At 74.0% G+C, this 21,904-nt stretch carries 20 protein-coding genes; 9 read left to right on the top strand and 11 right to left on the bottom strand.

All coding sequences use genetic code 11. The annotated features are described in order from the left end of the window. Window positions 1–60 precede the first annotated feature (60 nt). Both UIS43_RS18235 and UIS43_RS18230 read left to right on the top strand, forming a co-directional pair. Window positions 61–555: a MarR family winged helix-turn-helix transcriptional regulator gene (locus tag UIS43_RS18235; protein WP_013151109.1), complete on the top strand. Its 495-nt coding sequence runs from the start codon at window positions 61–63 to the stop codon at window positions 553–555. A gap of 206 nt (window positions 556–761) precedes the next feature. Continuing rightward, entirely contained in the window at window positions 762–995 is a 234-nt protein-coding gene (locus UIS43_RS18230; protein ID WP_019609576.1) for a hypothetical protein, read from the top strand. Here the strand turns inward: UIS43_RS18230 and UIS43_RS18225 are convergent. Then, the gene (locus UIS43_RS18225) at window positions 992–2,245 is read right to left on the bottom strand and encodes a PHB depolymerase family esterase (RefSeq protein ID WP_370010989.1); all 1,254 of its coding nucleotides are present in this window, start codon (window positions 2,243–2,245) and stop codon (window positions 992–994) included. The two genes, UIS43_RS18230 and UIS43_RS18225, sit on opposite strands and share 4 nt — an antisense overlap. Before the next feature lie 224 nt (window positions 2,246–2,469). Between UIS43_RS18225 and UIS43_RS18220 the strand changes: the two genes are divergently transcribed. Both UIS43_RS18220 and UIS43_RS18215 read left to right on the top strand, forming a co-directional pair. Further along, a complete protein-coding gene (locus UIS43_RS18220; RefSeq protein ID WP_013151106.1) occupies window positions 2,470–3,303 on the top strand; it encodes a 3-hydroxybutyrate dehydrogenase in 834 nt (277 codons plus the stop codon). Continuing rightward, on the top strand, window positions 3,288–5,285 hold the full coding sequence (locus UIS43_RS18215) for a GAF domain-containing protein (RefSeq protein WP_013151105.1): 1,998 nt from the start codon (window positions 3,288–3,290) through the stop codon (window positions 5,283–5,285). Before UIS43_RS18220 ends, UIS43_RS18215 begins: the two co-directional genes overlap by 16 nt. An 89-nt stretch (window positions 5,286–5,374) precedes the next feature. Here the strand turns inward: UIS43_RS18215 and UIS43_RS18210 are convergent, their stop codons facing one another. Further along, window positions 5,375–5,803: a MarR family winged helix-turn-helix transcriptional regulator gene (locus UIS43_RS18210; RefSeq protein ID WP_071620944.1), complete on the bottom strand. Its 429-nt coding sequence runs from the start codon at window positions 5,801–5,803 to the stop codon at window positions 5,375–5,377. A gap of 14 nt (window positions 5,804–5,817) precedes the next feature. On the opposite strand from UIS43_RS18210, the gene UIS43_RS18205 reads away from it, so the two are divergent. Continuing rightward, complete coding sequence (locus tag UIS43_RS18205) at window positions 5,818–6,627, top strand: SDR family oxidoreductase (protein WP_370010985.1); 810 nt, start codon at window positions 5,818–5,820, stop codon at window positions 6,625–6,627. A gap of 394 nt (window positions 6,628–7,021) precedes the next feature. Here UIS43_RS18205 and UIS43_RS18200 read toward each other — a convergent pair whose 3' ends face one another. The 6 genes from UIS43_RS18200 to UIS43_RS18175 are packed head-to-tail and all read right to left on the bottom strand — an operon-like array spanning window position 7,022 to window position 12,704. Further along, window positions 7,022–7,921, bottom strand: a complete 900-nt coding sequence (locus UIS43_RS18200) for an alpha/beta hydrolase (protein WP_358171619.1) — start codon at window positions 7,919–7,921, stop codon at window positions 7,022–7,024. After that, window positions 7,918–9,042, bottom strand: coding sequence for a branched-chain amino acid ABC transporter permease (locus tag UIS43_RS18195; RefSeq protein WP_117198771.1), 1,125 nt, complete (start codon window positions 9,040–9,042; stop codon window positions 7,918–7,920). Before UIS43_RS18195 ends, UIS43_RS18200 begins: the two co-directional genes overlap by 4 nt. Beyond that, window positions 9,042–9,941 (bottom strand): branched-chain amino acid ABC transporter permease, encoded by a 900-nt coding sequence (locus tag UIS43_RS18190; protein WP_071620941.1) that lies wholly within the window; start codon window positions 9,939–9,941, stop codon window positions 9,042–9,044. The genes UIS43_RS18195 and UIS43_RS18190 overlap by 1 nt, the downstream gene beginning before the upstream one ends. Next, complete coding sequence (locus tag UIS43_RS18185) at window positions 9,938–10,678, bottom strand: ABC transporter ATP-binding protein (protein WP_013151099.1); 741 nt, start codon at window positions 10,676–10,678, stop codon at window positions 9,938–9,940. Before UIS43_RS18185 ends, UIS43_RS18190 begins: the two co-directional genes overlap by 4 nt. Then, window positions 10,675–11,520 carry an ABC transporter ATP-binding protein gene (locus tag UIS43_RS18180; RefSeq protein ID WP_370010979.1) on the bottom strand — a complete coding sequence of 282 codons (846 nt, stop codon included), beginning with the start codon at window positions 11,518–11,520 and terminating at the stop codon, window positions 10,675–10,677. Before UIS43_RS18180 ends, UIS43_RS18185 begins: the two co-directional genes overlap by 4 nt. Before the next feature lie 2 nt (window positions 11,521–11,522). Continuing rightward, on the bottom strand, window positions 11,523–12,704 hold the full coding sequence (locus UIS43_RS18175; RefSeq protein WP_370010976.1) for an ABC transporter substrate-binding protein: 1,182 nt from the start codon (window positions 12,702–12,704) through the stop codon (window positions 11,523–11,525). Window positions 12,705–12,992: 288 nt separating this feature from the next. Here UIS43_RS18175 and UIS43_RS18170 point away from each other — a divergent pair, with 288 nt between their 5' ends. After that, window positions 12,993–13,835 carry an SDR family oxidoreductase gene (locus UIS43_RS18170; protein WP_013151096.1) on the top strand — a complete coding sequence of 281 codons (843 nt, stop codon included), beginning with the start codon at window positions 12,993–12,995 and terminating at the stop codon, window positions 13,833–13,835. A 108-nt stretch (window positions 13,836–13,943) separates the two neighbouring features. On the opposite strand, the gene UIS43_RS18165 is transcribed toward UIS43_RS18170, so the two are convergent. Then, window positions 13,944–15,797, bottom strand: a complete 1,854-nt coding sequence (locus UIS43_RS18165; RefSeq protein WP_370010972.1) for a PASTA domain-containing protein — start codon at window positions 15,795–15,797, stop codon at window positions 13,944–13,946. Between the two features lie 121 nt (window positions 15,798–15,918). On the opposite strand from UIS43_RS18165, the gene UIS43_RS18160 reads away from it, so the two are divergent. Both UIS43_RS18160 and UIS43_RS18155 read left to right on the top strand, forming a co-directional pair. Further along, window positions 15,919–16,881 carry an ADP-ribosylglycohydrolase family protein gene (locus UIS43_RS18160; protein WP_370010969.1) on the top strand — a complete coding sequence of 321 codons (963 nt, stop codon included), beginning with the start codon at window positions 15,919–15,921 and terminating at the stop codon, window positions 16,879–16,881. A 78-nt stretch (window positions 16,882–16,959) separates the two neighbouring features. Beyond that, window positions 16,960–17,478 carry a YbaK/EbsC family protein gene (locus UIS43_RS18155; RefSeq protein WP_019609561.1) on the top strand — a complete coding sequence of 173 codons (519 nt, stop codon included), beginning with the start codon at window positions 16,960–16,962 and terminating at the stop codon, window positions 17,476–17,478. A gap of 195 nt (window positions 17,479–17,673) precedes the next feature. Here the strand turns inward: UIS43_RS18155 and UIS43_RS18150 are convergent, their stop codons facing one another. Both UIS43_RS18150 and UIS43_RS18145 read right to left on the bottom strand, forming a co-directional pair. Then, complete coding sequence (locus UIS43_RS18150) at window positions 17,674–18,771, bottom strand: CU044_5270 family protein (protein WP_370010965.1); 1,098 nt, start codon at window positions 18,769–18,771, stop codon at window positions 17,674–17,676. Continuing rightward, entirely contained in the window at window positions 18,768–19,361 is a 594-nt protein-coding gene (locus UIS43_RS18145; protein ID WP_013151091.1) for an RNA polymerase sigma factor, read from the bottom strand. The genes UIS43_RS18150 and UIS43_RS18145 overlap by 4 nt, the downstream gene beginning before the upstream one ends. A gap of 259 nt (window positions 19,362–19,620) precedes the next feature. On the opposite strand from UIS43_RS18145, the gene paaZ reads away from it, so the two are divergent. After that, entirely contained in the window at window positions 19,621–21,657 is a 2,037-nt protein-coding gene (paaZ, locus tag UIS43_RS18140) for a phenylacetic acid degradation bifunctional protein PaaZ (RefSeq protein WP_013151090.1), read from the top strand. The last annotated feature ends 247 nt before the right edge of the window (window positions 21,658–21,904 follow it).

The following is a 21,904-nucleotide window of genomic DNA, read 5'->3' as shown; positions in this document are numbered from 1 at the left end:
CACTTTTCTTTGCACGCAAGGTAATTGCGGGCTTTGGAAATCGGGCGCCGGGTAACTACGATGGTGGCGATGGCCGACCGAACCCCCGCCCCCGCGGGCGGCTTCTCCCTTCCCGCAGTAGACGAGCAGATGTGCTTCGCCCTCTACGCGGCGTCGCGTGCGGTCACCAACCTGTACCGGCCCCTGCTGGAGCCGTTGGGGCTGACCTATCCCCAGTACCTGGTGATGATGCTCCTCTGGGAGCGCGGCGAGTGCTGGGTGAAGGACTTCGGCTCCGTACTCCAGCTGGACTACGGGACCCTCACACCGCTGCTCAAGCGGCTGGAGGCCCGGGGGCTGCTGGTCCGGGGGCGTGACCCGCGGGACGAGCGCTCCGTCCTCGTCGCCCTCACCGAGGAGGGCGGGCGGCTCAGGGCGCGCGCCGAGGGGATTCCGGAGGCGATCGGGAGGGTCATCGACCTCCCCGAGGAGGAGTTCGAGGCCACCAGGCTGGCGCTGCGCCGCCTGACCGCGAACGTTCTCGCGGGACAGGCCCAGCTGCCCGAGGGCGGCTGAGGCGCGACGGACTCCGTCCGCCGCGTCCGCCGTCGGGGGACGACGGACGGCAGCGGCGGGCGGCGGGGACGGACACCACGGGGGTCGTGTCCGTCCTCCGGAGCACGGGCGGGTCGCGGTCGCGGCCCGCCCGTATCCGTCGTCGGCCCGGGGGGTGTTCGCCGTTCCCCCCGAGGGTGGACCGCCGCCGGGCTAGGGTTGGGGACATGTCGATCTGGGCGTCAGACAACCGCAGTGGGCAGGTCCGCGAGGCACTGACCATGCTCCTGTCCCAGGGAGTGATTGACGACTTCCGCATCCGGCCGGACGAGGAGTTCCCCTTCCGGGTGACCGTCCCGGCAGGGGTGGTCCCGATGACCGAGCACCAGGCCGCGCACTTCGCGCTGGGCGCGGCGGTGAGCCACTTCGGGCGCCTGGCACGCGGCGGGAACGGGTCCTAGCAGCCTCCGGGCGTGTGCTCCCAGTGGCCCGGTGAGGTCTCGGTGAGCGACGTGGTGACGAAGACGTTCCACAGGCCGAGCGCGTCGCCGGAGCCGACCGCGTAGACCAGCCCGGAGCGCTGGACGGCGCGGCCCGCCGACACGTGGTCGTAGTTGCTGTCCCTCACGCACGTCCCCGGCCCGGTCGGCGGGTCGGTCGGCTCCTCCGTGGGCGGGTCCGTGGGGTCCGGGCCGGGGCCGCCTCCGTCGCCGATGCCCCAGAAGTCGACGGTGTACCCGGTCGAGCAGACGGTGTCGAGGAAGTAGGCGCCCGCGGTGCCGCAGCCCGCGGACGGGTCGACGGGGGTGCCGTGGCCCATGCCGGAGACCGTGTAGTGGGCGACGGCCGCGGTGGCCGCGTCTCCGCCGTGGTAGGCGGCGGTGGTGGAGCCCGGCAGCCGCTCGGTGGCGTCGGGGGCGCCGGACAGCCCGTGGACGTTCGTCCACTGGCTCGCGACCGCCTCGCCGTTGGCGGGGTCGACCGTGGTGTCGGCGGTGCCGTGCCAGACGGCGACGCGCGGCCAGGGCCCGTCCCACCCGGGGTTCTGGGCGCGGACCTCGTCGCCCCACTGCTGCGGGTTCCTCGTCTTTCCGGGGTTCATGCAGCCGAAGGCGTCGATCATGCCGCTGGCGCAGCCCACGGGGATTCCCGCGACGACGCTGCCCCCGGCGAACAGGTCGGGGTAGGCGGCGAGGAGTTCTCCCGCCATGGCGCCTCCGGCGGAGAGCCCGGAGACGTACACCCGGTCGGCGTCCAGGCCGTGGGCGGACACGGCGTGCCCGACCATGGAGCGGACCGACCTGGCCTCGCCGGAGTCGCGCGCGGTGTCTCCCGGCTGGAACCAGTTGAAGCAGCCGGTGGCGTTGTTGGCCGGCCTCTGCTCGGGGTAGACGAGGGCGAAGCCGTGCTCGTCGGCGTACCCGGCCCACCCGGAGTGGTCGTGGTAGGCGGCGGCGTTCTGCGCGCAGCCGTGCAGGAGCACGACCAGGGGCGCGTCGGCGGGCAGGCCGTCGGGAACGTAGGAGTGCATCGCCAGGTTGCCGGGGTTGGCGCCGAACGAGGGCACCGGGGTGAGTGTGGCCGCCGAGGCGCGCGGGGCCAGAGCGATCAGCAGGGCGGCGACCATGACGGCCACGGTGGCCAGGGTCGCGGTGAGGGAGAGGGCGGTCGCTGGCAGGGGACGGCTGGCGGGTGGTGCCGTGGAGTCCATGGGGGGTGCCTCCGGTGATCCGGTCGGTGAGCGGGGGATCTGGCCGGGAGCCTAGCCCTGATGTGATCCACACAACATGTAGCGGAGACAGCGATCACACCTCCGCCGCCAGTGGGGAACCCACAGCCGTCCTCCGGCCCATGGGCGCGGGGCACATGTCCGAGCCCGGGGGTGTGTCCGGTGCCCCTATCCCCCGCTCGCGGAGGCGCGCCTAGTTTGCTTCCATGACGACGCACGAGTTCCCGTCGGGCACGGCGCGGCAGGCCACCCGGCCCCCCGTTCCCGGAACGGCGGGGAACCCCCGCACCACCCGGGTCGACCTCACCGGAAGGACCGCGCTGGTGACCGGTGCGGCCAGCGGCATCGGCAGGGCGTGCGCCCTGCGCCTGGCGGACGCCGGAGCCCGGGTCCGGATGGTCGACCTCGACGGGCGGGCCCTGGACGAACTGGCCGACCGGGGCGTCGGCGAGGCGGTGGAGCTGGATCTGACCGACCTGGACGCCGCCGAGGAGGCCGCGCGGGGCGCGGACGTCGTGGTCAACAACGCGGGCGTCCAGACGGTCGCGCCCGTCCAGGACTTCCCTCCGGAGCGTTTCTCCCTCATCCTTCGTCTCATGGTCGAGTCGCCGTTCCGCGTGGTGCGCGGCGCCCTGCCCCACATGTACGCACGGGGGTGGGGCCGCGTCGTCAACATCTCCTCGGTGCACGGGCTGCGCGCCTCGGCCTACAAGTCGGCCTACGTGACCGCCAAGCACGGCCTGGAGGGCTTCTCGAAGGTGGTGGCCCTGGAGGGCGCCGCACACGGGGTGACCTCCAACTGTGTGAACCCCGGATACGTGCGCACCCCGCTGGTGGAGAGGCAGATCGCCGACCAGGCGGCGGCGCACGGCATTCCGGAGGAGCGGGTGCTCTCGGAGGTCCTGCTGGCCCGGAGCCCGCTCAAGCGGCTGATCGAGCCCTCCGAGGTCGCCGAGCTGGTCGCCTACCTGTGCGGTGAGGACGCGTCGTTCGTCAACGGCGCCTCCCTGCCCGTGGACGGAGCATGGAGCGCGAGCTGAACACCACCACGTCCGGTTCGACCGGTGTCCCCGCCGACGACGGCGCCGCGGGCGCCGACGGCCAGGCCCTGTTCCTGGACCTGCTGCTGCGCGACGCCCCGGCCGTGGAGTACGAGCGCCCGGTGCTGCGCGCGCGGGCGCGCGGGGACGACCCGGAGGTGGTCGCCGCCCTGGAGGCCGCGAAGATGACGGCGCTGCGGGTGCGGTCGGTGATGCGCGACCGGCGGCGGCGCGAGTCGGAACTGGGCGCGCTGTTCGAGACCGCCAACGACCTGGCGGGCATGCGCAGTCTGGACCAGGTGCTCCAGGCGATCGTGGAGCGGGCCCGCAACCTGCTGGGCACCGACACCGCGTACCTGACGCTGAGCGACCCGGAGGCGGGCGGCACGTACATGCGGGTGACGTCGGGGTCGGTGTCGGCGGCGTTCCAGCGGTTGCGGCTGGCCCCGGGCAAGGGGTTGGGCGGGCTGGTGGCGACCACGGCCCTGCCGTACGTGACGGCGAACTACTTCGCCGATCCCCGGTTCACGCACGCGGAGAACATCGACCACGCGGTGCGCGACGAAGGCCTGGTGGCCATCCTGGGCGTGCCGCTGAAGATGAACGGACGCGACGTGGGCGTGCTGTTCGCCGCCAACCGGCGCGAGCGCCCCTTCGCCCACTCGGAGGTGGCGCTGCTGTCGTCGCTGGCCGCGCACGCGGCGATCGCGATCGACAGCGCGAACCTCATCGACGACACCCGGCGTGCCCTGGACGAGCTGCACACCGTCAACGAGCGGTTGCAGCGGCACACGGCGTCGGTGGAGCGGTCGGCGGCGGCGCACGACCGGTTGACCGACCTGGTGCTGCGGGGCGGCGGCGTGCGCGAGGTCGCGGCGGCGGTGGCCGAGGTGCTGGGCGGCACGGTGCTGATCCACGACGCGACCTCGGACTCCTCGGTGACCGCCAGCCCGGAGGGTGTGGTGCGGGAGGGCGTCCCGTGGGACGCGGGCGACGGGGACCTGGCCGAGGCGGTGCGCTCGTCGCTGGCCAGCGGCCGCGCGGTGCGGGCGGGCCGGGCGTGGGTGGCGACGGCGGCGGCCGGGACCGAGCCGCTGGGAACGCTGGTGCTGCGCGGGGTGGAGCTGGACTCCACCGACCAGCGCGTCCTGGAGCGGTCGGCGATGGTGACGGCGCTGCTGCTGCTCATCCGGCGTTCGGTGAGCGAGACCGAGCACAGGCTGCGCGGGGACCTGCTGGACGAGCTGTTGGAGGTGCCCGCGCGCGATCCGGTTTCGCTGCGCCAGCGGGCCGCGCTGCTGCACGCGGACCTGGACGCGCCGCACGTGCTGGTGGTGGCCGAGGCCCCGGGCGGGGACCCGGGGCGGTTGCGCTCGGCGGCGACCCACGTCGCGGAGACCACCGGGGGACTGGCCGGGAGCCGGTCGGGCCGCCTGGTGCTGGCGCTGCCCGGGAGGGACCCGTCGGCGGTGGGCCGACGGGTGGCCGACGAGCTGTCGGGTGCGGTGAACGGCCCCGTGACGGCGGGGCTGGCCGGTCCGACGGCCGGTCCGGCCTCGTTCGGGGACGCGTTCGCCGAGGCGGCCCGGTGCCTCCAGACGCTGCGTGCGCTGGGACGGGAGGGGGACGTGGCGACCACGGGGGACCTGGGGTTCTCGGGGCTGCTGCTGAGCCAGGACCGGGACGTGCCGGGGTTCGTGTCGGCGACGCTCGGGCCGCTGCTGGAGTACGACGCCAGGCGGGGAACGCTGCTGGTGGAGACTCTGCGGGCGTACTTCGCCGCCGGGGGCAACCTGTCGCGCGCCAAGGAGGACCTGCACATCCACGTGAACACGGTGGCGCAGCGCCTGGAGCGGATCGGTCAGCTGATCGGGGCGGACTGGCAGCGTCCCGGCCGGGCGCTGGAGCTCCAGCTGGCCCTGCACCTGCACGGCCTGCTGGACCGGGGCGTGGACCTGCTGGGCGACCAGAACGGCGGTTGAGCGGGCCGCGAACCCCGCGCCCGTGGAGCGCACAGCGGCGGTGCGCCGCAGGGGGTGGCGTGGAGCGGCCGGTTCGCCGACCAGGGCCATCAGTGTTTCGAGTTCGGTGCTGTTCCGGGGGTGAGTGCGGTCGCCAGGGCGGCGAGGCGGTCATGTTCCTCGGGTGTGAGACGGCTGAACCGGTCGGCGACCGATTCGGCGAAGCGATCCCGTAGGCGCGCGATCAGCTGTTCGCCCTCCTGGGTGGCCGTTACGCGATGCACCCTGCGGTCCTCGCTGTCGCGCTCCCTCGCCAGCAGCCCCCGCCTCTCCAGCCGGTCGATCATGCCGGTGACATTGGTCCTGTCGCAGCCGAGAGTGGCGGCCAGTTCGCTGAAGGACGGCCGATCGGAAGTCAGGACGCACAGCAGCTGGGCCTGCTGAGTGGTCAGGCCGAACTCGCGCCCGATGAGCGCGTAGAGGGCGGCGGCCTCGCGGTGCAGCGTGGTCACGGCGGCGGCAAGGGCATGCGAGGTCATGGGGGACAGTCTAGATGATTGACTTCATCGATAATTTAGGAGAGCATCTCACCTATCGACATCATCACCTTTCGAGAGGCTCGGGCATACGCATGAACAGCAAGGTCGCGGTCGTGACGGGAGCGTCCCGGGGGATCGGGCGCGCTGTCGCCGAACGGTTGGGGGCGGATGGAGCGCGGGTGATCGTCAACTACCACTCGGACGCGGTCGCGGCGAAAGACGCCGTGGCCGCCGTCGAGCGTGCGGGCGGACGGGCCACCGCGGTGCGAGCCGATGTGCGCGACGCGACGCAGCTGAGCTCCCTGGTCGAGGCGGCCGTCGCGGAGTACGGCGGGCTGGATGTCCTCGTCAGCAATACGGGGATGGCGCGCCCCACGTCCCTGGCGGATGCCACGGACGAGGACTTGGATCTGCACTTCGCCATCAACACCCGGCCCGTCTTCAGAGCCCTGAAGGAGGCCGTACTCCACATGCGCCACGGTGGGCGGGTCGTCGTGATCTCCAGCGGTGCGACCGTCGTGGCGCATCCCGGCGCGGGCCTCTACGCCGCGAGTAAAGCGGCAGCTGAGCAACTGGCCCGGACGGCGGCACACGAGCTCGGACCGCGCGGGATCACGGTGAACAGCGTGTTGCCCGGCGCTACCCGCACCGAGGCCCTGCAAGCTCAGATGCCGGCTGACGTGGCCGCGTCCATCCGTAGCCAGACGCCCCTCGGCCGCCTGGGCGAGCCGGCCGACATCGCATCGGTGGTCGCGTTCCTGGTCTCGGACGAGGGCGCGTGGATCAACGGCCAGACCATCCACGCAAGCGGCGGCCTGTTCTGAGGTGCCCTGGCAGCCCGCGCGCGCATCCGCAGCCGGTACTCAGTCTTGTGGCCGTAGGCCATCAGTTCCAGCCGCTCGCGCTCGGCAGCACGCAGGGTGAGTGGACGGACAGCGGCAACAGGCGGGGCGGACAGGCCGATCGAGGTACGTCGAGGCGGGACCGGCCCATGGCGCACGGGACAAGCTGATGCGGCTGCGCTATGCGGGCGCCGTCGGCAGGTGGGGCTCCCCCCTCTGCCTGGCCAGCAGAGACCGCTGCGAAGACTCCCCGCTGACCACCGGCAGCGCCGCAGGCACCCCCGCGGACGCACTGGACCGCGCCTGCCGACTCCACCTCGCCGCCCCCGGCATCCGACCAGGCGCGGCCCCGCCTCCGCGGTCGACCCCGAAGGACCTACCGAGCCGACCGCCGAGGAACACCGGGGGCGACGGCCCTGACCAGCGCGCGGACGTGCTCGGCGACCAGACCGGCGGTCGGGGAGAACAGCGGGCTGTAGTGGTTGTCGTCGGGCAGCTCGACGGTCACCACGCCCTCGGGCAGCCCGGCGAGGCGCTCGGGCGTGTACAGCCCCGGACTGTCGTCCAGGAGCCCCCGCGCCGTCCACAGCAGGCGGGCGGGGCAGGGCAGCCGGTGGACGGCGCCGAGCGCGTCCGGGTCGGCCAGGACCTGGGCCCCGTCCGCGCGCACGGCCTCCTCGTCGCAGGCCGAGCGCATGGCGGGCGGTTCCCCCACCAGGTCGCGCAGGACGTAGCGGTCGGTCCAGGTGTTCCAGCGCCCGGCGAAGGCCGGATGCCCCCGCCAGAACTCCCGGTAGTGGTCGGGGCCCTCGAAGGTCATGCGCAGACGGGCCGTGGCGGGCCCGAGCACGGTGTCGATGTCGGTCCCCGGCGGGACGGGCAGCCCGTACCCGCCGTCGACCAGCAGCAGCCCCGACACCCGGTCGGGGTGGCGGACGGCGGCCAGGCAGGCCACGAACGCGCCCATGGAGTGGCCGACCAGGACGGTCGCCCCCACCCCGTGGGCGTCGAGCACGGCGATCATGTCGTCGGCGTGCGCGACCAGCCCGCGCGGACCGCCCAGGTGTCCGCTGAGGCCGCGTCCGCGCAGGTCGGGGGCGATCAGGCCGGTCCCGTCCAGCTCCGCGGCCACGCGGGCGAACGAGTGGCCGTTGGCGGTGATGCCGTGGACGGCCAGGACGGGGGTCGTGGAACGGCCGCCCCAGCGGGTGACGGCGAGGTCTCCTCCGGGGACGGGGACGGTGTACTCGTCCCCGTCGGTCCAGACGTCGGTCATGTCCGTGCGGCCTTCCTGTCGCGTAGGGCCGAGCGGACGCGCCCGGGGAGGGCGACGAGACCGCCGGGGAAGAAGAACACCATCAGCACGAACAGCGTGCCGAGGATGAACAGGGGCTGGGACAGCGGCGCGGCGATCCACGCGGGCAGGGCGGCGAAGGCCTCGGAGCCGCCCAGCTGGAGGAGGCGGTGGTCGGCGTAGGTGTACAGGGCGGCGCCCAGCAGCGGCCCCCAGCGGGTGCCCGCGCCGCCCAGGGCCACCATGACCAGCAGGGTGAGGGTGAACTCGGCGGTGGTGATGCCGGGGGTGACGCCCCCGGTGACGAGGAGGTAGGCGACACCGCCCAGGGAGGCCAGGCCGCCTCCGACGGTGAACGCCGCCAGCTTGTAGGGGTAGGGGTTGACCCCGAGGACGGCGACGCGCTGCTCGTTGGCGCGGATGCCCCGCCAGACGCGGCCGACGGGGGAGGAGGTCAGCCACCACACCACGCCGACGGAGAACGCGGCGAAGGCGACGGCCGCCCAGTACAGGTTGACGGTGTTGGCCACGCCCACGAACGCGTCCGGGACCCTGTCGGTGTCGAGGGACAGCCCCTCCTCGCCGCCGGTCAGGCGTCCGGGGTCTCGGGAGACGAGGATCGACCCGGCCTGGGCGAAGGCGAGGGTGACCATGGCCAGGGCGATGCCGTTGACCCGCAGCGAGACCGCGCCGAGGAGCAGGGACAGCAGGGTGCCGCCCACGACGGCGACCGGCGCCGCCCACAGGAGCGGGAGTTCGACCACCCGCATGAGCAGGGCGGCGGTGTAGGCACCGCAGGCGAAGTAGAGGGCGTGGCCGAAGGAGAGCAGGCCCACCCTGCCGTACAGCAGGTCGTAGCTGGTGGCCAGGCCGCCGAAGACCAGGCAGAACGCCAGCAGGTGCAGGGTCGGCGGGCTGTTGAGGGCGCCCTCGAACAGCACCGGGATCCGCAGGGTGGAGAAGGGCAGGCAGAGCGCCACCGCCAGGACGGCGACCGGGACCGCCCAGCGGGGCAGGCGGCGCCCGCGCGCGCTCCCCCCGGAGGCCGCTCCGGGGGACTCGGGGCCCCGGGAGGACCGGGTGGCCACGTCGGTGTCGGTCATCATGCCACCCTCTCCGCTGACTTCTTCGCGGTCAGACCGCCCTGCCTGGTGAGCAGCACGAGCGCCAGGACGATGACCACGGCGATGTCGCCGAGCCCGGCGACGGTGTAGTAGTTGGCGAACTGCTGGATGAGTCCGACCGCGACGGCGGCGATCGCGCAGCCCGTGAGCGAGGCGGTGCCGCCGATCACCACGACGATGAAGGCGAAGACCAGCAGGGACATCCCCTGGGTGGGGGTGACCACGCCGAAGTACAGTCCGCCCAGGGCCCCGGCCAGTGCCGCGGCGGCGCCGCCGATGGCGAACACCAGCGTGAACGACCTGCGCACGTCGATGCCCAGCGCGGTGACCATGGCGCGGTCCTGCACGCCCGCCCGGACGACGAGCCCGTAGCGGGTGCGCGAGTTGAACAGCCACAGGGCCGCGAACACGGCGGCGGCGGCCAGGATGAGCAGGAACCGGTCCCGGGGGATGTTCACGCCGAGGACCGCCGCGGTGCCGCTCACCAGTTCGGGCTTGGGGAAGGTGAGCGGGTCGGCTCCCCAGACCGCCTGGATGAGCGCGGGGACGGCCAGGCTGAGGCCGACCGTGGCGAGGATCTGCTCGCGGTGCCTGCCGTAGAGCGGTCGGATGACGCAGAGTTCGACCAGGGTGGCGGCCAGGGTGCCCGCGCCGACGCCGAAGGCGACGGCGAGCAGGAAGCCGAACCCGTCCGTCCCGGCCCCGGGCAGGTGCCCGGCGGCCCACCACGTGCCGTAGGCGCCGAGGGCGAGGAAGGCGCCGTGGGCGAAGTTCAGCACGTCCATCAGGCCGAAGATGAGCGAGAGCCCGGAGGCGATGAGGAAGTACAGGGCTCCCAGGCCGAGCCCGGTGATGGCGAGCAGGACGACGGTGCTCACGCGGTCCGCCTCCCTTCGGTTCCGGCGGCGGCGCGGGAGACGCCCAGCAGTTCGCGGACGCGGTCGGCGTCGTCGAGCAGTTCCAGGGCGGGCCCGGTGTGGGTCACGCGGCCCGCGTCGAGCACCACGGCCCGTTCGGCCACCCGCCGGACCAGGGACGGGTTCTGCTCCACGAGCAGGACCGGCACCTGTTCGGCGGCGCGGGCGACGGCGTCGGCGACCTCGCGGACGATGCGGGGGGCGAGGCCCTTGGTGGGCTCGTCCACGATGAGGAGTTTGTTGTCGTTGAGCAGGGCGCGGCCGATGGCGAGCATCTGCTGCTGGCCGCCGGACAGGGTGCCCGCGGGCTGGTCGGCCCGTTCGCGGAGTTCGGGGAACAGCTCGTGGACGAGGCCGTAGCGCGGTTGGCCGGGGCGTCGCTCGGCCAGGCGCAGGTTCTCGGCGACGGTGAGCGCGGAGAAGACGCCGCGCTCCTCGGGCACGTAGCCGATGCCCATGGTGACGATGGCGTGCGTGGGGCGGGCGGTGATGTCCGCGCCGTCGAAGGACACCCGGCCGGTGCGGGGCACCAGGCCGAGCAGCGCCTTGACTGTGGTGGTCTTGCCGACGCCGTTGCGGCCCAGGAGCGCGGTGACGCCCCGGCCGGGCACGGTGAGGGACACGCCCTGGAGGATGTGCGAGCCCTCGATCCACACGTGCAGGTCGGCCGCCTCCAGCAGCGGCCCCCCGGCGCTCACGCCCCGTCCCCGAGGTAGGCGGCCTGCACCTCGGGGTCGGCCATGGCCGAGTCCGGGTCGGTGAGGGCCAGCAGCGCGCCGTGGTGCATCACGGCCAGGCGGTCGGCCATGTCGAGGAGCACCTCCATGTGGTGTTCGACCATGAGGACCGTGCAGCCCTGTTCGCGGTGCACGTCCCGGATGACGGTGGTGAGTTCGCCGACCTCCCCGGCGCTGACCCCGGCCATGGGCTCGTCCAGGAGGATGAGGCGGGGGCGGCGGGCCAGGAGGAGGGCGAGTTCGAGCTTGCGCTTGTCGCCGTGGGACAGGTCGCCCGCGAGGGCGTCGGCCCGGTGGGAGAGGCGGACCAGGTCCAGGGCGGCGGTGGCCCCGGGTCCGCCGTCGGGGGTGGCCGGGCGCCAGAAGCGGCGCGACTCCCCGGTGCGGGCCTGGACGGCCAGGCCGACGTTGGCGCCGACGGTGAGGTCGCCGAAGACGCTGGAGGTCTGGAAGGTGCGGCCCATGCCGAGCCGGGCGCGGCGGTGGGGCGCGTGGCGGGTGACGTCGGTCCCGGCGAGGCGGACACGGCCGCCGGTGGGCCGGGTGAGACCGGAGACCAGGTTGAACAGGGAGGTCTTGCCCGCGCCGTTGGGGCCGATGAGTGCGACGAACTCTCCCTCGTCCACGGCCATGGTGACGTCGTCGACGATGAGGGCGCCGCCGACCGACCAGGTCAGGTTCTCCAGGGCCAGGACCGGGACGGCGCCGGGGGCGGGGGGAGCGGCGACGGCCTCGGCGACCGCGGTCCCGGTGGGTCCGGCGGGCTCGGTGGGTCTGGTGGGTCCGGTGGGTCCGGTGGCCATGCCTACTCCGCGACCGCGGGCTCGACGTCCGCGGCGGGGATCTCCGCGACCAGTTCGGGGTGGGCGTCCTCGCCCTCGCCCTCGCCGACCAGTTCGACCTGGTACATGGGCTGGAGGAGGGCGTGGTCCTCGGGGCGGATGGTGAGCTCACCCTTGACGCCGTCGAAGGTCCAGCCCTCCAGGGCGTCGATGCGCTCCCGGACTTCGTCCCCGGCCCCGGCGGCGTGCACGACCATCTGCGCGGCGGTGAACCCGTCGGGGGTGAAGAGGTCCACGGTGCCGCCCGCCTCCTCGACGGACTCCTTCATGGTCCGGGCCAGTTCGGTGTCGGAGGCGCCGTCGAAGTAGTGGGAGAGGAACGAGATGCGGCCGCCCGCCTCGCCGAAGACCGGGTAGGACGGCTTGATGTCCAGTCCGGTGACGACCTCGGTGGAGTCGAGGATGCCCTGCTGGTCCAGTGCCCGCCACATGGCGGAGGCGGTCTCGCCCGCCCAGGCGACGAAGACCAGGTCGGGTTCGGCCCGGCTGACCTGCTCGGCGAACGGGGTGAGGTCGGTGGTCTCCGGCGGGGCCAGGACGCTGTCGACGTCGGCCCCCTCTGCCCCGAGGACGTCGGTGACGGCGGCGACGTTGTCCTGGCCGAAGGCGTTCTGCTGGGCCAGGACCAGGACGTCCGCGCCCTCGGGGTCGTCCATGAAGGTTCCGGCGGTGAGGATGTCCTGGTAGGTCTGGCGCCCGGAGCGGAAGGTGTGGTCGTTGACGCCGGTGACGGCGTCGGTGGCGGCGGATCCGGAGATGAAGAGGATGTCGTTCTGCTCGGCGAGCGGGGCGACCTGGACGGCGATGCCGGAGGCGGTGGACCCGGCGATGATGTCGTGGCCGGTGCCGATGAGGTCGCGGGTGGCCGTGACCGCCTTCGTGGGGTCGCCTGCGTCGTCCATGTACTCGACCTCGATCGGGCGGCCGTCGATCTCCATCGTCCCGCCGGTGGCGTGGTCGAGTCCGGCCTCGAAGCCCTGCCGGTACTGCTCGCCGTAGGTGGCCAGGGGGCCGGTGGCGGAGTAGACGATGCCGACCCTGACGGGCGCGTCCTCGCCTCCCCCGGCGGCCTCGCCGGGGGTTCCGCAGGCGGTCACGGCGAGGACGACCGCGCAGGAGGCGGCGGTCAGGGGGGTCTTGCGCATCACTGTTCCTCCAGTCGGCACCCGCCTGTCCGACACAACCGCCCGAGCTGGGGGGATGGGGTGCCAACCCGAAGGTAGAACCGGAGTGATCCGTTTCACATGTAGCGGGCACATACATTCGGCCCCGGATCGGTGTACGGGGAGCCCACACGCGCCGCGCGGCCGCACGAGCTCCGCTCCTCCCCCTTGACCTCAATATTTATTGAGGTAGAAGAGTGGCCTCCGGGCGCCGCGCCGGCGCCCGCCCGGACCGGGGTCCGGGCCGCCGTAGCGAACGGGAGAAGAACCATGGCCGAGACGATCCTGGTCACCGGGGCCACGGGCAACACCGGCCGCCACGTGGTGGCGGGGCTGCTCGCGGAGGGGGTCGCCGTGCGGGCGCTCGTGCGGGATCCGGGGAGGGCGCGGCTGCCCGAGGGCGTCGAGGTCGTCGGGGGAGACATCACCGACCCCGGAGCCGTGTCCGCCGCCGCCGAGGGCGCGACAGGGGCGTACCTGCTCTGGCCGGGGTACGGCACCGAGGGGATCGAGGAGACGGTGGCGGCCCTGACCGGGCACGTGCGCCGGGTCGTCTACTTCTCGGCGGTCGCGGCCGGGGAGGACGCCGACAGCGTGTGGGGGAGGGTGGAGGCCGCAGTGCGCGCCTCCGGGCGGGAGTGGACCTTCCTGCGCGTCACGGGCATGGCCGCCAACACCCTGGTCTGGGCCGAGCAGGTCCGCGCCGGAGCGGTCCGCGCCCCCCACGGCCTGGCCTCGCGCTCGCTGGTCCACGAGCGCGACGTCGCGGCGGTCGCCGTGCGGGCCCTGCTGGACGAGGGGCACGCGGGCAGGGCCTACACGGTGACCGGACCCGAGTCGCTGACCCAGGCCGAGCAGGTGCGGATCCTCGGGGAGGAGACGGGACAGCCGGTGCGCTGGGAGGAGCAGCCCGAGGAGGAGGCCCGCGCCGAGATCGCCGAGAGCATGGGCGCCGACTTCGCCACCGCCGGGCTCGCCTACTGGGCCTCCCTCGTCGACACCCCCGAGCCGGTCTCGGGGGACGTCGAGGCGGTCACCGGCCGGCCCGCGCTGACCTTCCGCGCGTGGGCGCGCGAACGTGCCGCGCACTTCACCGCGGGCGCGTCGGTCTGACCCCGGGCCCCGTGCCCGGCACGCGTCGCGCCGGGCGGCCCGGTGGCGGGCGCCGGGTCCGACCGCCGCAGGGACCGGGAACGCCCCGGCACGGGGCGGCGGCACTCCTCAGCAGGAGCCCTTGTCCTCCCACACGCCCCACTGGTCGCCGCTCGGCGGGTAGCCCTGGATCCACCAGCGCGCCTCGTACTCACGGCCATCGTGCTGGACGCGGTCACCGGTGTCGTACACGGTGCCCCCGTTCCACTGCGGGGCGTCGCAGGAGCCGCCGCCGTCCCCGCGTCCGCGGTCGTCGTCATCGCCCCGGCCGCCCCAGCCGTCCTGGTCGCCCCGGCCGTCCTGTTCCCCCTCGTCGACGCGGGGGTCGTCCTCGTCGGAGGGGGAGGCCTCCTCCTCGGACTCCTCCTCTTCCTCCTCCGGCTCGGGGCCGAGGGAGACGGTGAGGGAGACGGCGGCCTCCTCCGGCAGGATCGTGCCGGGTTCGGGGGCCTGCCCGCTGACCTCGCCGACGGGCGCGGTGTCGTGGTGCTCCTCGGTGACCTGTACGACCAGGCCGAGCCCGGCCAGGGCGGTCGCGGCCTCCTCCTGGCCCATGCCGATCAGCGTGGGGACGATGACGCCCTCGCTCACGCTGAGCACGACCGGCTCCTCGCGGTCGCCCTCCTCGCCCGCCGCGGGCTCGGTGGACAGGACGGTGCCCGGGGGCTGGTCGGGGGAGTGCTCCTGGACGATCTCGATACCGGTGAACCCGGCCTGGCGCAGGGTCTCGCGCGCCTCGTTCTCGGTGCCGCCGACCACGTCGGGAACCCCGGAGTACCGCGGCCCGGTGGAGACGTGCAGCAGGACCTCGGCTCCCCGCGCCACGTCGCTGCCGGGCGCGGGCGTGCTGTCGGCGACCGCTCCGGCTCCGACGGTGTCGCTGTAGGCGTCCTCGAAGCGCACGGCCAGGTCCATGCCGAGCCCGGCCAGCCGCTCCTCGGCCTGCTCGCTGGAGGCGCCCACGAGGTCGGGCAGCGCGACGCGGTCGTCCGGGACCAGCGCCCACCCGGCCGCGAACAGGACCAGGACCAGGACGCCCGCGGTGACCAGCACGGGGACGCGCCGCCACGGCGGGACCGGTGCGGCGCGCTCCTCCCCTCGCTCCGGCGGGGCGTCGGTGATCACCGGGATGGGCCGGGTGTCGACGTCGGCGGGGTTCACCGGGGCCCCGGACAGCGACCGCAGCACCTGTTCGACCACGGTGAGGTACTGGCCCGCGTCGCGCGGGCGGTAGCGCGGGTTGGGGTCGGTGGCGTTGGCGACCAGCATGTCCAGGTCGGACGGCAGGCCGGGGATGACGGCCGAGGGCCGCAGCGGCCGGGCCTCCGGGTCCGCGGGCACCCCGGTCAACAGCGTGTACAGGAGCCGCCCGACGGCGTGCACGTCGGTACGGGTCTCGGGACCGGCGTCCTCCTCGGCGTCGAAGAGCAGGGGGAAACCGGTGACCCGCACCCCTCCCTCACCGTCCACCACGACCGTGTGGGGGTCGAGCGCGCCGTGCACGACGCCCGCGCCGTGGGCGGCGTCGAGCGCGGTGAGCGTCCCGGCCACGATGGCCAGCGCCGCCTGCACCGGGTAGCGCAGCCCCCCGCCGCCCTCGCCCAGCGCCTCCGCGAGGGTGTGCCCCGACAGGTACTCGCCGACCGCGTACACGTGCTCGCCGTCGCGGCCGTGGCCGAGGACCCGGGCGATCCCCGGGTGGGACAGGCCCTCCAGGGTCTGGGCGCGGTCCAGGAACGCGTGCACGGCACCGTGGTCGCCCACCAGCCAGGGGTGCAGCACGGTGACCGTGACGGTCTGGTCGCCGCCGAGGTCGTGTGCGACGTGGACGGTTCCCGAGGCGCCGCTGCGCAGCCGCTTTCCGAGGATGTAGCGCTCGTGCAGCGTGATGCCGAAGAGGGGATCGGGAGTGGGGGTCTCCATGGCACGGATTCTATTCCCCCGCACCCTTCCGAATCCCACGTTCCCGGGTCATATGCGGACATGCGCCGAACAGTAGGGTCGACTCGCAGCATCCCTGGTACCGAAACGTTGTGAGGCCCCTGTGCACCTCCCCTCCCCCGGAACCCGCGAGGACCGCGCGGCGGGCGTCCTGCTCGGCGCCGCGTGCGGCGACGCCCTGGGCGTTCCCTACGAGTTCGGTCCGCCGCTCTCGGAGGACCGGGTCCCGGAGATGGTCGGCGGCGGCCTGGGTCCCTACGCCCCGGGCGAGTACTCCGACGACACCCAGATGGCCGTGTGCATCGCCGAGGCCCTGCGCGAGCACGGGGACCCGCTGTCGGCGGAGGCGCTGCGGCACACCGCGGACGCCTTCCTGCGCTGGAGGAACGAGGGCGCCACCGACATCGGCAACCAGACGGCGTGGGTGATGGGCCGCGCCGGGCACGCCTACCGGCGTCCGGAGGTGGCCGAGGTGATGGAGCGGGTCGCGGCGGAGCGCTTCGCCGAGGGGGTGCCGAGCGCGGGCAACGGGTCGCTCATGCGCACGGGGCCGCTGGCCCTGGCCTACCCGGACGACCCGGAGGGCCTGGCCGCGGCGGCCGACCGCTACAGCCGCCTCACCCACGGCGACCCGCTGGCCTCCGAGGCCTGCGTGCTGTGGTGCGAGGGGATCCGGCACGCGGTCGCGCACGGCGACCTGGCGGGCGTGCGCGCGGGCCTGGAGCTGCTGCCGCCCGAGCGGCGCGCAGCGTGGGCGGCGCGGCTGGACGAGGCCGAGGAGCGCCCGCCGCGGGCCTTCAGCCCCAACGGGTTCGTGGTCACCGCCCTCCAGGCGGCGTGGTCGGCCGTGGTGCGCGAGCCGGACGGGTTCGCCCCGGCGCTGCGGGCCGCCGTGCGCGCGGGCGACGACACCGACACCGTGGCCGCGATCGCCGGGGCGCTGCTCGGCGCCCGGTGGGGCGCGGGCGCGATCCCGGGGGAGTACCTGGAGGCGGTGCACGGGTGGCCCGGCTACCGGGCCGGGGACCTGGCCGAACTGGCGCTGCGGATCGCCGGGCGCCACTGAGGCGGCGGTTAGCCTGGCGGTGTCCCCTCGTCGGAGGACCCCCTCCGAACGACCTTCACGACGACATCGAGGTGTGCCATGTCCGATGGGCTGAACTGGGTACGTGCGGACGAGCACCCGGAGCTGCTGGCCGACCCGGTCCTGGCCGCGGTGCGCGGCCGTGAGGACGCACGGGTGGCGCCGATCGACCCGGAGCTCGCGGACACGGCGCAGTTCTGCGAACGGTACGGGATGCCCCTGGCGACCAGCGCGAACTGCGTGGTGGTCGCGGCCAGGCGCGGCGGCGAGGTGTCCTACGCGGCGTGCATGGTGCTGGCCACCCAGCGCGCCGACGTCAACGGGGTCGTCCGCCGCCGCCTCGGCGCCCGCAAGATCTCGTTCGCGCCGATGGACGAGGCCACCGGGCTGACCGGGATGGAGTACGGCGGCATCACGCCGCTCGGCCTGCCGCAGGGGTGGCCGGTCCTGGTGGACGAGGCGGTCGCCGCCGAGGCCGAGGTCGTGGTGGGCAGCGGGGTGCGCCGCTCCAAGCTGCTGGTGCCGGGCAAGCTGCTCGCGGACCTGCCGGGCGCCGAGGTCCTGGCGCTGACCAGGTAGGGGGAGCGGACACGCGGCCGGGCGGGGCGCCCGGCCGCGTGTCGACACGTCCACATGCGGATTCATCGCCGTGCGGGTACGAATGTCGACAAATCGATGTGTGGTTTCGGCGTGCTCCGCCCCGGTTTGCGGCTGGTTCCGAGCTGGTACCGGGGGGTGTGCGTCCGGTGCCGCTCCCGGCGCCGGGAGCGCCGGTCAGGGGGCGGCGCCGACCTCCGCCACCCAGGCGGTCTCCACCAGCACGGTGTAGTTGTTCACCCTCGGCAGCCCCTCCTCCCCGGGCGACTCCACGGCGACCGTCTCGTGGTAGAGCGGCGTGCCCGTGTCGGCGTCGAACATGATCCTGCGCTCCAGGACGATGCCGTCCCCGGCGTCCTCCTCGACCAGGAACAGCTCGCCCTCGCGCCCTTCGCGGTCCCTGGCCGTGCCCGCGTACCGCACGTCCTCCTGCCCGGCGAGCGCGCGCAGCGCGGCGGCCTGCACGTCGGGGCCGACCGGGGCCTCCTCGTACAGCAACTGGAGGGCGTACACGAGCCCGACCGCGGGGGAGGGGTCCCGCGTGGCCCCGGAGGCCCGGCCGCCGACCGCCAGGAGCTGCTCGGCGAGCTGGTCCGGGTCCGCGGAGAGGCTGTCGGGCTCCAAGGTGAAGAACATGCCGTTCCCGCCCTCGCCGCCGCCCCACTCGAACTCCTCGGGCCCGCTCTCGAAGAGCCACCGGAGCGGGGCGGGGTCACCGCCCCCGTGCTCGGGGAGGCTCGGGGTGGAGACGCTGCGCCCGGACCGGTGCGGGGTGCGCCAGACCTGCTCGTCCGTCGGCAGGACGCCCCAGCCCGCCTCGCCGGTGTCGGCGTCCTGGGAGTAGGTGAGAGTCCACTCCGCGGTGTGCACGTAGGCGACTTCTCCCCCGGCGGGCGGCGGGGGCTGCTCCTCGGCGGCCTCCGCCAGGGCGAGGAGGTGCTCGCGGCCCGCGGGCGCGTCGGCGGCCAGGGGGACCTCCAGCGGCGCGGGGGGCGGACCGGCGTACGCGGGCTGGACGGAGTTCCAGCCCAGGGTTCCGAGCACTGCCACGGCGGTGAACGCGGCGGCGGCGCCCAGCGCCAGGCGCGGGGCGGTGCGCCGGGGGGTCAGGCCGCGGCCCCGGAGGCGGTCGCCCGAGGCGATCGCCTCGATCCTGGCGAGGTCGCGGGCCGCGGGGTCGGGGCGGACGGAGGCCGCGGGGTCGTGCGCGGCGAGCATCCCGCGCACGGCTTCGGTGTCGCCGCGCGAGCCGCGGCTGGCGGGGTTACTGTTCACTTCTCCTCCACGGGAACTCGGACGTGCGTGGGGCCCGGCGTAGCCGGACGCGGTGGGGGCTGGTCCCGGCCGGCCGGGGGCGAGGAGTCCAGGAAGCGCTCGATCCGGCGGCGGGCCCGGTGCAGGCGCACGCGCACGGTGGCGGTGGTGCAGCCCAGGACCCGGGCCGCCTCGGCCGGTTCCAGGCCCTCCCAGGCCAGGAGCATCACCAGTTCGCGGTCGGTGGCGCTGAGCCGGTCCAGGGCGCGCAGCGCGGCGTCCCGCTCCTCCACCTGGCGGACGGTGTCGGCCGTGCCGGGGGCGTCTGCGGCGACCCCGGCGCCGAGCACCTCGCCTCGGCGGCGCTCGCCGCGCAGCCGGGTCCGGATGACGTTGCGCGCCACCCCGTAGAGCCAGGGCAGGGGCTGGTCCTTGGGCAGGCGGTCGTACCTGCGCCAGGCGACGCCGAAGGTCTCGGCGGCGACGTCGTCCGCGAGGTCCGGGCCCAGGCGGCGCACGGCGTATCGGTACACGTCGCCGTGGTAGCGCTCGAAGAACCGGGTGAACTCGCTCTTCGCGGGTTCCTCCGTGTCCGTGTCCTCACTGCTCATCGACTTCCTTCCGTGCGGTCTCACCCCCTTCTGTCCGGCGGGGCCTCCGTATTACAGCGTCGGACCGGGGTTTGCGCGCGCGGGCGCACGGGTTCTCCCGCCGGTGAGCCGGGGGCCTGACCCAGCCCTTCGCGCGGGCCTGTGGAAAACGGGAAAAAGGGCAGGTGGGAGGCGGCGCAGCTCTACCGGGGCTATTTACTGACCGATCGGTCTGTAATACTGTTCGTCAGAGAGCACAGCCCGAGGAGAGGACCGTCCGGTGCCCGAAACACTCCAGAGCTACGCGCGGGGAGCATGGTTCACCCCCGCGGACGAGGGCGCGCCCCTGGCCGACGCGAACACCGGGGAGACCGTCGCACGGATCTCGTCCGACGGCCCCGACGTCGCGGGGATGGTCGACCACGCGCGGACCGTCGGCGGCCCCGCGCTGCGAGCGCTCACCTTCCACCAGCGCGCGAACATCCTCAAGGAGGTCGCCAAGCACCTGACGGGGTACAAGGAGGAGTTCTACGCCCTCTCCCACCGGACCGGCGCGACCGCACGGGACACCGCCGTGGACGTGGACGGCGGTTTCGGCACGCTCTTCAGCTTCTCCAGCAAGGGCCGCCGCGAGCTGCCCAACTCCACCGTCATCCTGGACGGGCCCCTGGAGCCGCTCGGCAGGCAGGGCACGTTCGTGGGCCAGCACGTGTACACGTCCCGACCGGGCGTGGCCGTGCAGATCAACGCCTTCAACTTCCCGGTGTGGGGCATGCTGGAGAAGTTCGCCCCCGCCTTCCTCGCGGGGATGCCCAGCATCGTCAAGCCCGCCGGGCAGACCGCCTACCTCACCGTCGCGGTCGTGCGGCGCATGGTCGAGTCGGGCCTGCTGCCCGAGGGCTCCCTCCAGCTCCTCGTCGGCAGCCACCGGGGACTGCTCGACGCCCTGGGTCCGCAGGACGTCGTGGGCTTCACGGGGTCCGCCGCCACCGGCGCCATCCTGCGCAACCACCCCAACGTGGTCAGCGGAGGCGTGCAGCTCAACGTCGAGGCCGACTCCCTCAACTGCTCGATCCTCGGCCCGGACGTGACCGAGGAGGACCCCGAGTTCGACCTGTACGTCAAGCAGGTCGTCACCGAGATGACCGTCAAGGCCGGGCAGAAGTGCACCGCCATCCGCCGCGTCATCGTGCCCGCGTCGATGGCGGAGGCCGTCACCGGGGCCCTGACCGAACGCCTGGCCAGGGTGGTGGTCGGCGCGGCCGACCACCCGGACACGCGGATGGGCGCCCTGGTCTCGCTCGACCAGCGCGAGGAGGTCCGCAAGGCGGTCAAGGCCCTGCGCGCCACCAGCGAGCTCGTCTACGGCGACCCGGAGAGTGTGGAGGTCGCCGGGGCCGACGACGAGTCGGGCGCGTTCATGTCCCCGATCCTGCTGCGCGCCGAGCCCGGCGCCCGGGAGCCGCACGAGGTGGAGGCCTTCGGCCCCGTCAGCACCGTGATCACCTACGACGGCGTCGCCGAGGCCGTGGAGCTGGCCGCCCGGGGCAGCGGCAGCCTGGTGGGGTCGCTCGTCACCCGCGACCCGGACGTGGCGCGCGAGGTCGTCCTGGGGCTGGCGCCCTGGCACGGGCGCATCCTGGTGCTCAACCGCGACGACGCCAAGGAGTCCACCGGCCACGGCTCCCCGCTGCCCGTGCTGGTGCACGGCGGACCCGGCCGCGCGGGCGGCGGCGAGGAGATGGGCGGCGTGCGCGGCGTCAAGCACCACATGCAGCGCACCGCCGTGCAGGCCCCGCCGGACATGGTCACCGCGATCACCGGCCACTGGACCACCGGCTCCGAGCGGACCGTGGGCGACGTGCACCCGTTCCGCAAGGACCTGTCCCAGCTGCGGATCGGCGACACGATCCGGTCGGCGGAGCGCACCGTCACCCGGGCCGACATCGACCACTTCGCCGAGTTCACCGGCGACACGTTCTACGCGCACACCGACGAGGAGGCCGCCGCCGCCAACCCGCTGTTCGGCGGGATCGTGGCGCACGGCTACCTGGTGGTGTCACTGGCGGCGGGCCTGTTCGTGGACCCGGCCCCGGGCCCGGTGCTCGCCAACTTCGGCGTGGACAACCTGCGCTTCCTCACCCCGGTGAAGGAGGACGCCACCATCCGGGTGACGCTGACCGCCAAGCAGATCACCCCGCGCACGAACGCCGACTACGGCGAGGTGCGCTGGGACGCCCTGGTCACCGACCAGGACGGCGAGGCCGTGGCCACCTACGACGTGCTCACGCTGGTCGCCAAGGGCGGGGAGGGGTAGGCGCGTCTGCGCTCCCGCGCGCGGACGCGTCCGTGCGCGGGTGTGCCGGTGAGTGGACAGGTCGCCGAACAGGTATGTCGTCAAACGGACACGTCGTCAGGTGGCGCAGCAGTGAGCGGGCACGGCGGCGAACGGACATGTCGACCTCACCGACAGGCGGTGCCCCCGGCGGTGGCGTGGCCGGGGGCGCCGTCGTGTGTGCCGGGGCTCCCGGCGGGCGCCGCGGTGCGCGCGGGGAAGCCGCGCG

The organism is Nocardiopsis sp. LDBS0036, assembly GCF_041228755.1.
Taxonomy (GTDB): Bacteria; Actinomycetota; Actinomycetes; order Streptosporangiales; family Streptosporangiaceae; genus Nocardiopsis; species Nocardiopsis dassonvillei.
Note: the sequence above shows the minus strand (reverse complement) of the source record. Positions and strands in the feature narration are given on the sequence as shown.

Bases quoted from the DNA above. Each gene is read 5' to 3' on its own strand.
- UIS43_RS18235 (WP_013151109.1), top strand. From the start codon at position 61: ATGGTGGCGATGGCCGACCGAACCCCCGCCCCCGCGGGCGGCTTCTCC.
- UIS43_RS18230 (WP_019609576.1), top strand. From the start codon at position 762: ATGTCGATCTGGGCGTCAGACAACCGCAGTGGGCAGGTCCGCGAGGCA.
- UIS43_RS18225 (WP_370010989.1), bottom strand. From the start codon at position 2,245: ATGGACTCCACGGCACCACCCGCCAGCCGTCCCCTGCCAGCGACCGCC.
- UIS43_RS18220 (WP_013151106.1), top strand. From the start codon at position 2,470: ATGACGACGCACGAGTTCCCGTCGGGCACGGCGCGGCAGGCCACCCGG.
- UIS43_RS18215 (WP_013151105.1), top strand. From the start codon at position 3,288: ATGGAGCGCGAGCTGAACACCACCACGTCCGGTTCGACCGGTGTCCCC.
- UIS43_RS18210 (WP_071620944.1), bottom strand. From the start codon at position 5,803: ATGACCTCGCATGCCCTTGCCGCCGCCGTGACCACGCTGCACCGCGAG.
- UIS43_RS18205 (WP_370010985.1), top strand. From the start codon at position 5,818: ATGATTGACTTCATCGATAATTTAGGAGAGCATCTCACCTATCGACAT.
- UIS43_RS18200 (WP_358171619.1), bottom strand. From the start codon at position 7,921: ATGACCGACGTCTGGACCGACGGGGACGAGTACACCGTCCCCGTCCCC.
- UIS43_RS18195 (WP_117198771.1), bottom strand. From the start codon at position 9,042: ATGACCGACACCGACGTGGCCACCCGGTCCTCCCGGGGCCCCGAGTCC.
- UIS43_RS18180 (WP_370010979.1), bottom strand. From the start codon at position 11,520: ATGGCCACCGGACCCACCGGACCCACCAGACCCACCGAGCCCGCCGGA.
- UIS43_RS18175 (WP_370010976.1), bottom strand. From the start codon at position 12,704: ATGCGCAAGACCCCCCTGACCGCCGCCTCCTGCGCGGTCGTCCTCGCC.
- UIS43_RS18170 (WP_013151096.1), top strand. From the start codon at position 12,993: ATGGCCGAGACGATCCTGGTCACCGGGGCCACGGGCAACACCGGCCGC.
- UIS43_RS18165 (WP_370010972.1), bottom strand. From the start codon at position 15,797: ATGGAGACCCCCACTCCCGATCCCCTCTTCGGCATCACGCTGCACGAG.
- UIS43_RS18155 (WP_019609561.1), top strand. From the start codon at position 16,960: ATGTCCGATGGGCTGAACTGGGTACGTGCGGACGAGCACCCGGAGCTG.
- UIS43_RS18145 (WP_013151091.1), bottom strand. From the start codon at position 19,361: ATGAGCAGTGAGGACACGGACACGGAGGAACCCGCGAAGAGCGAGTTC.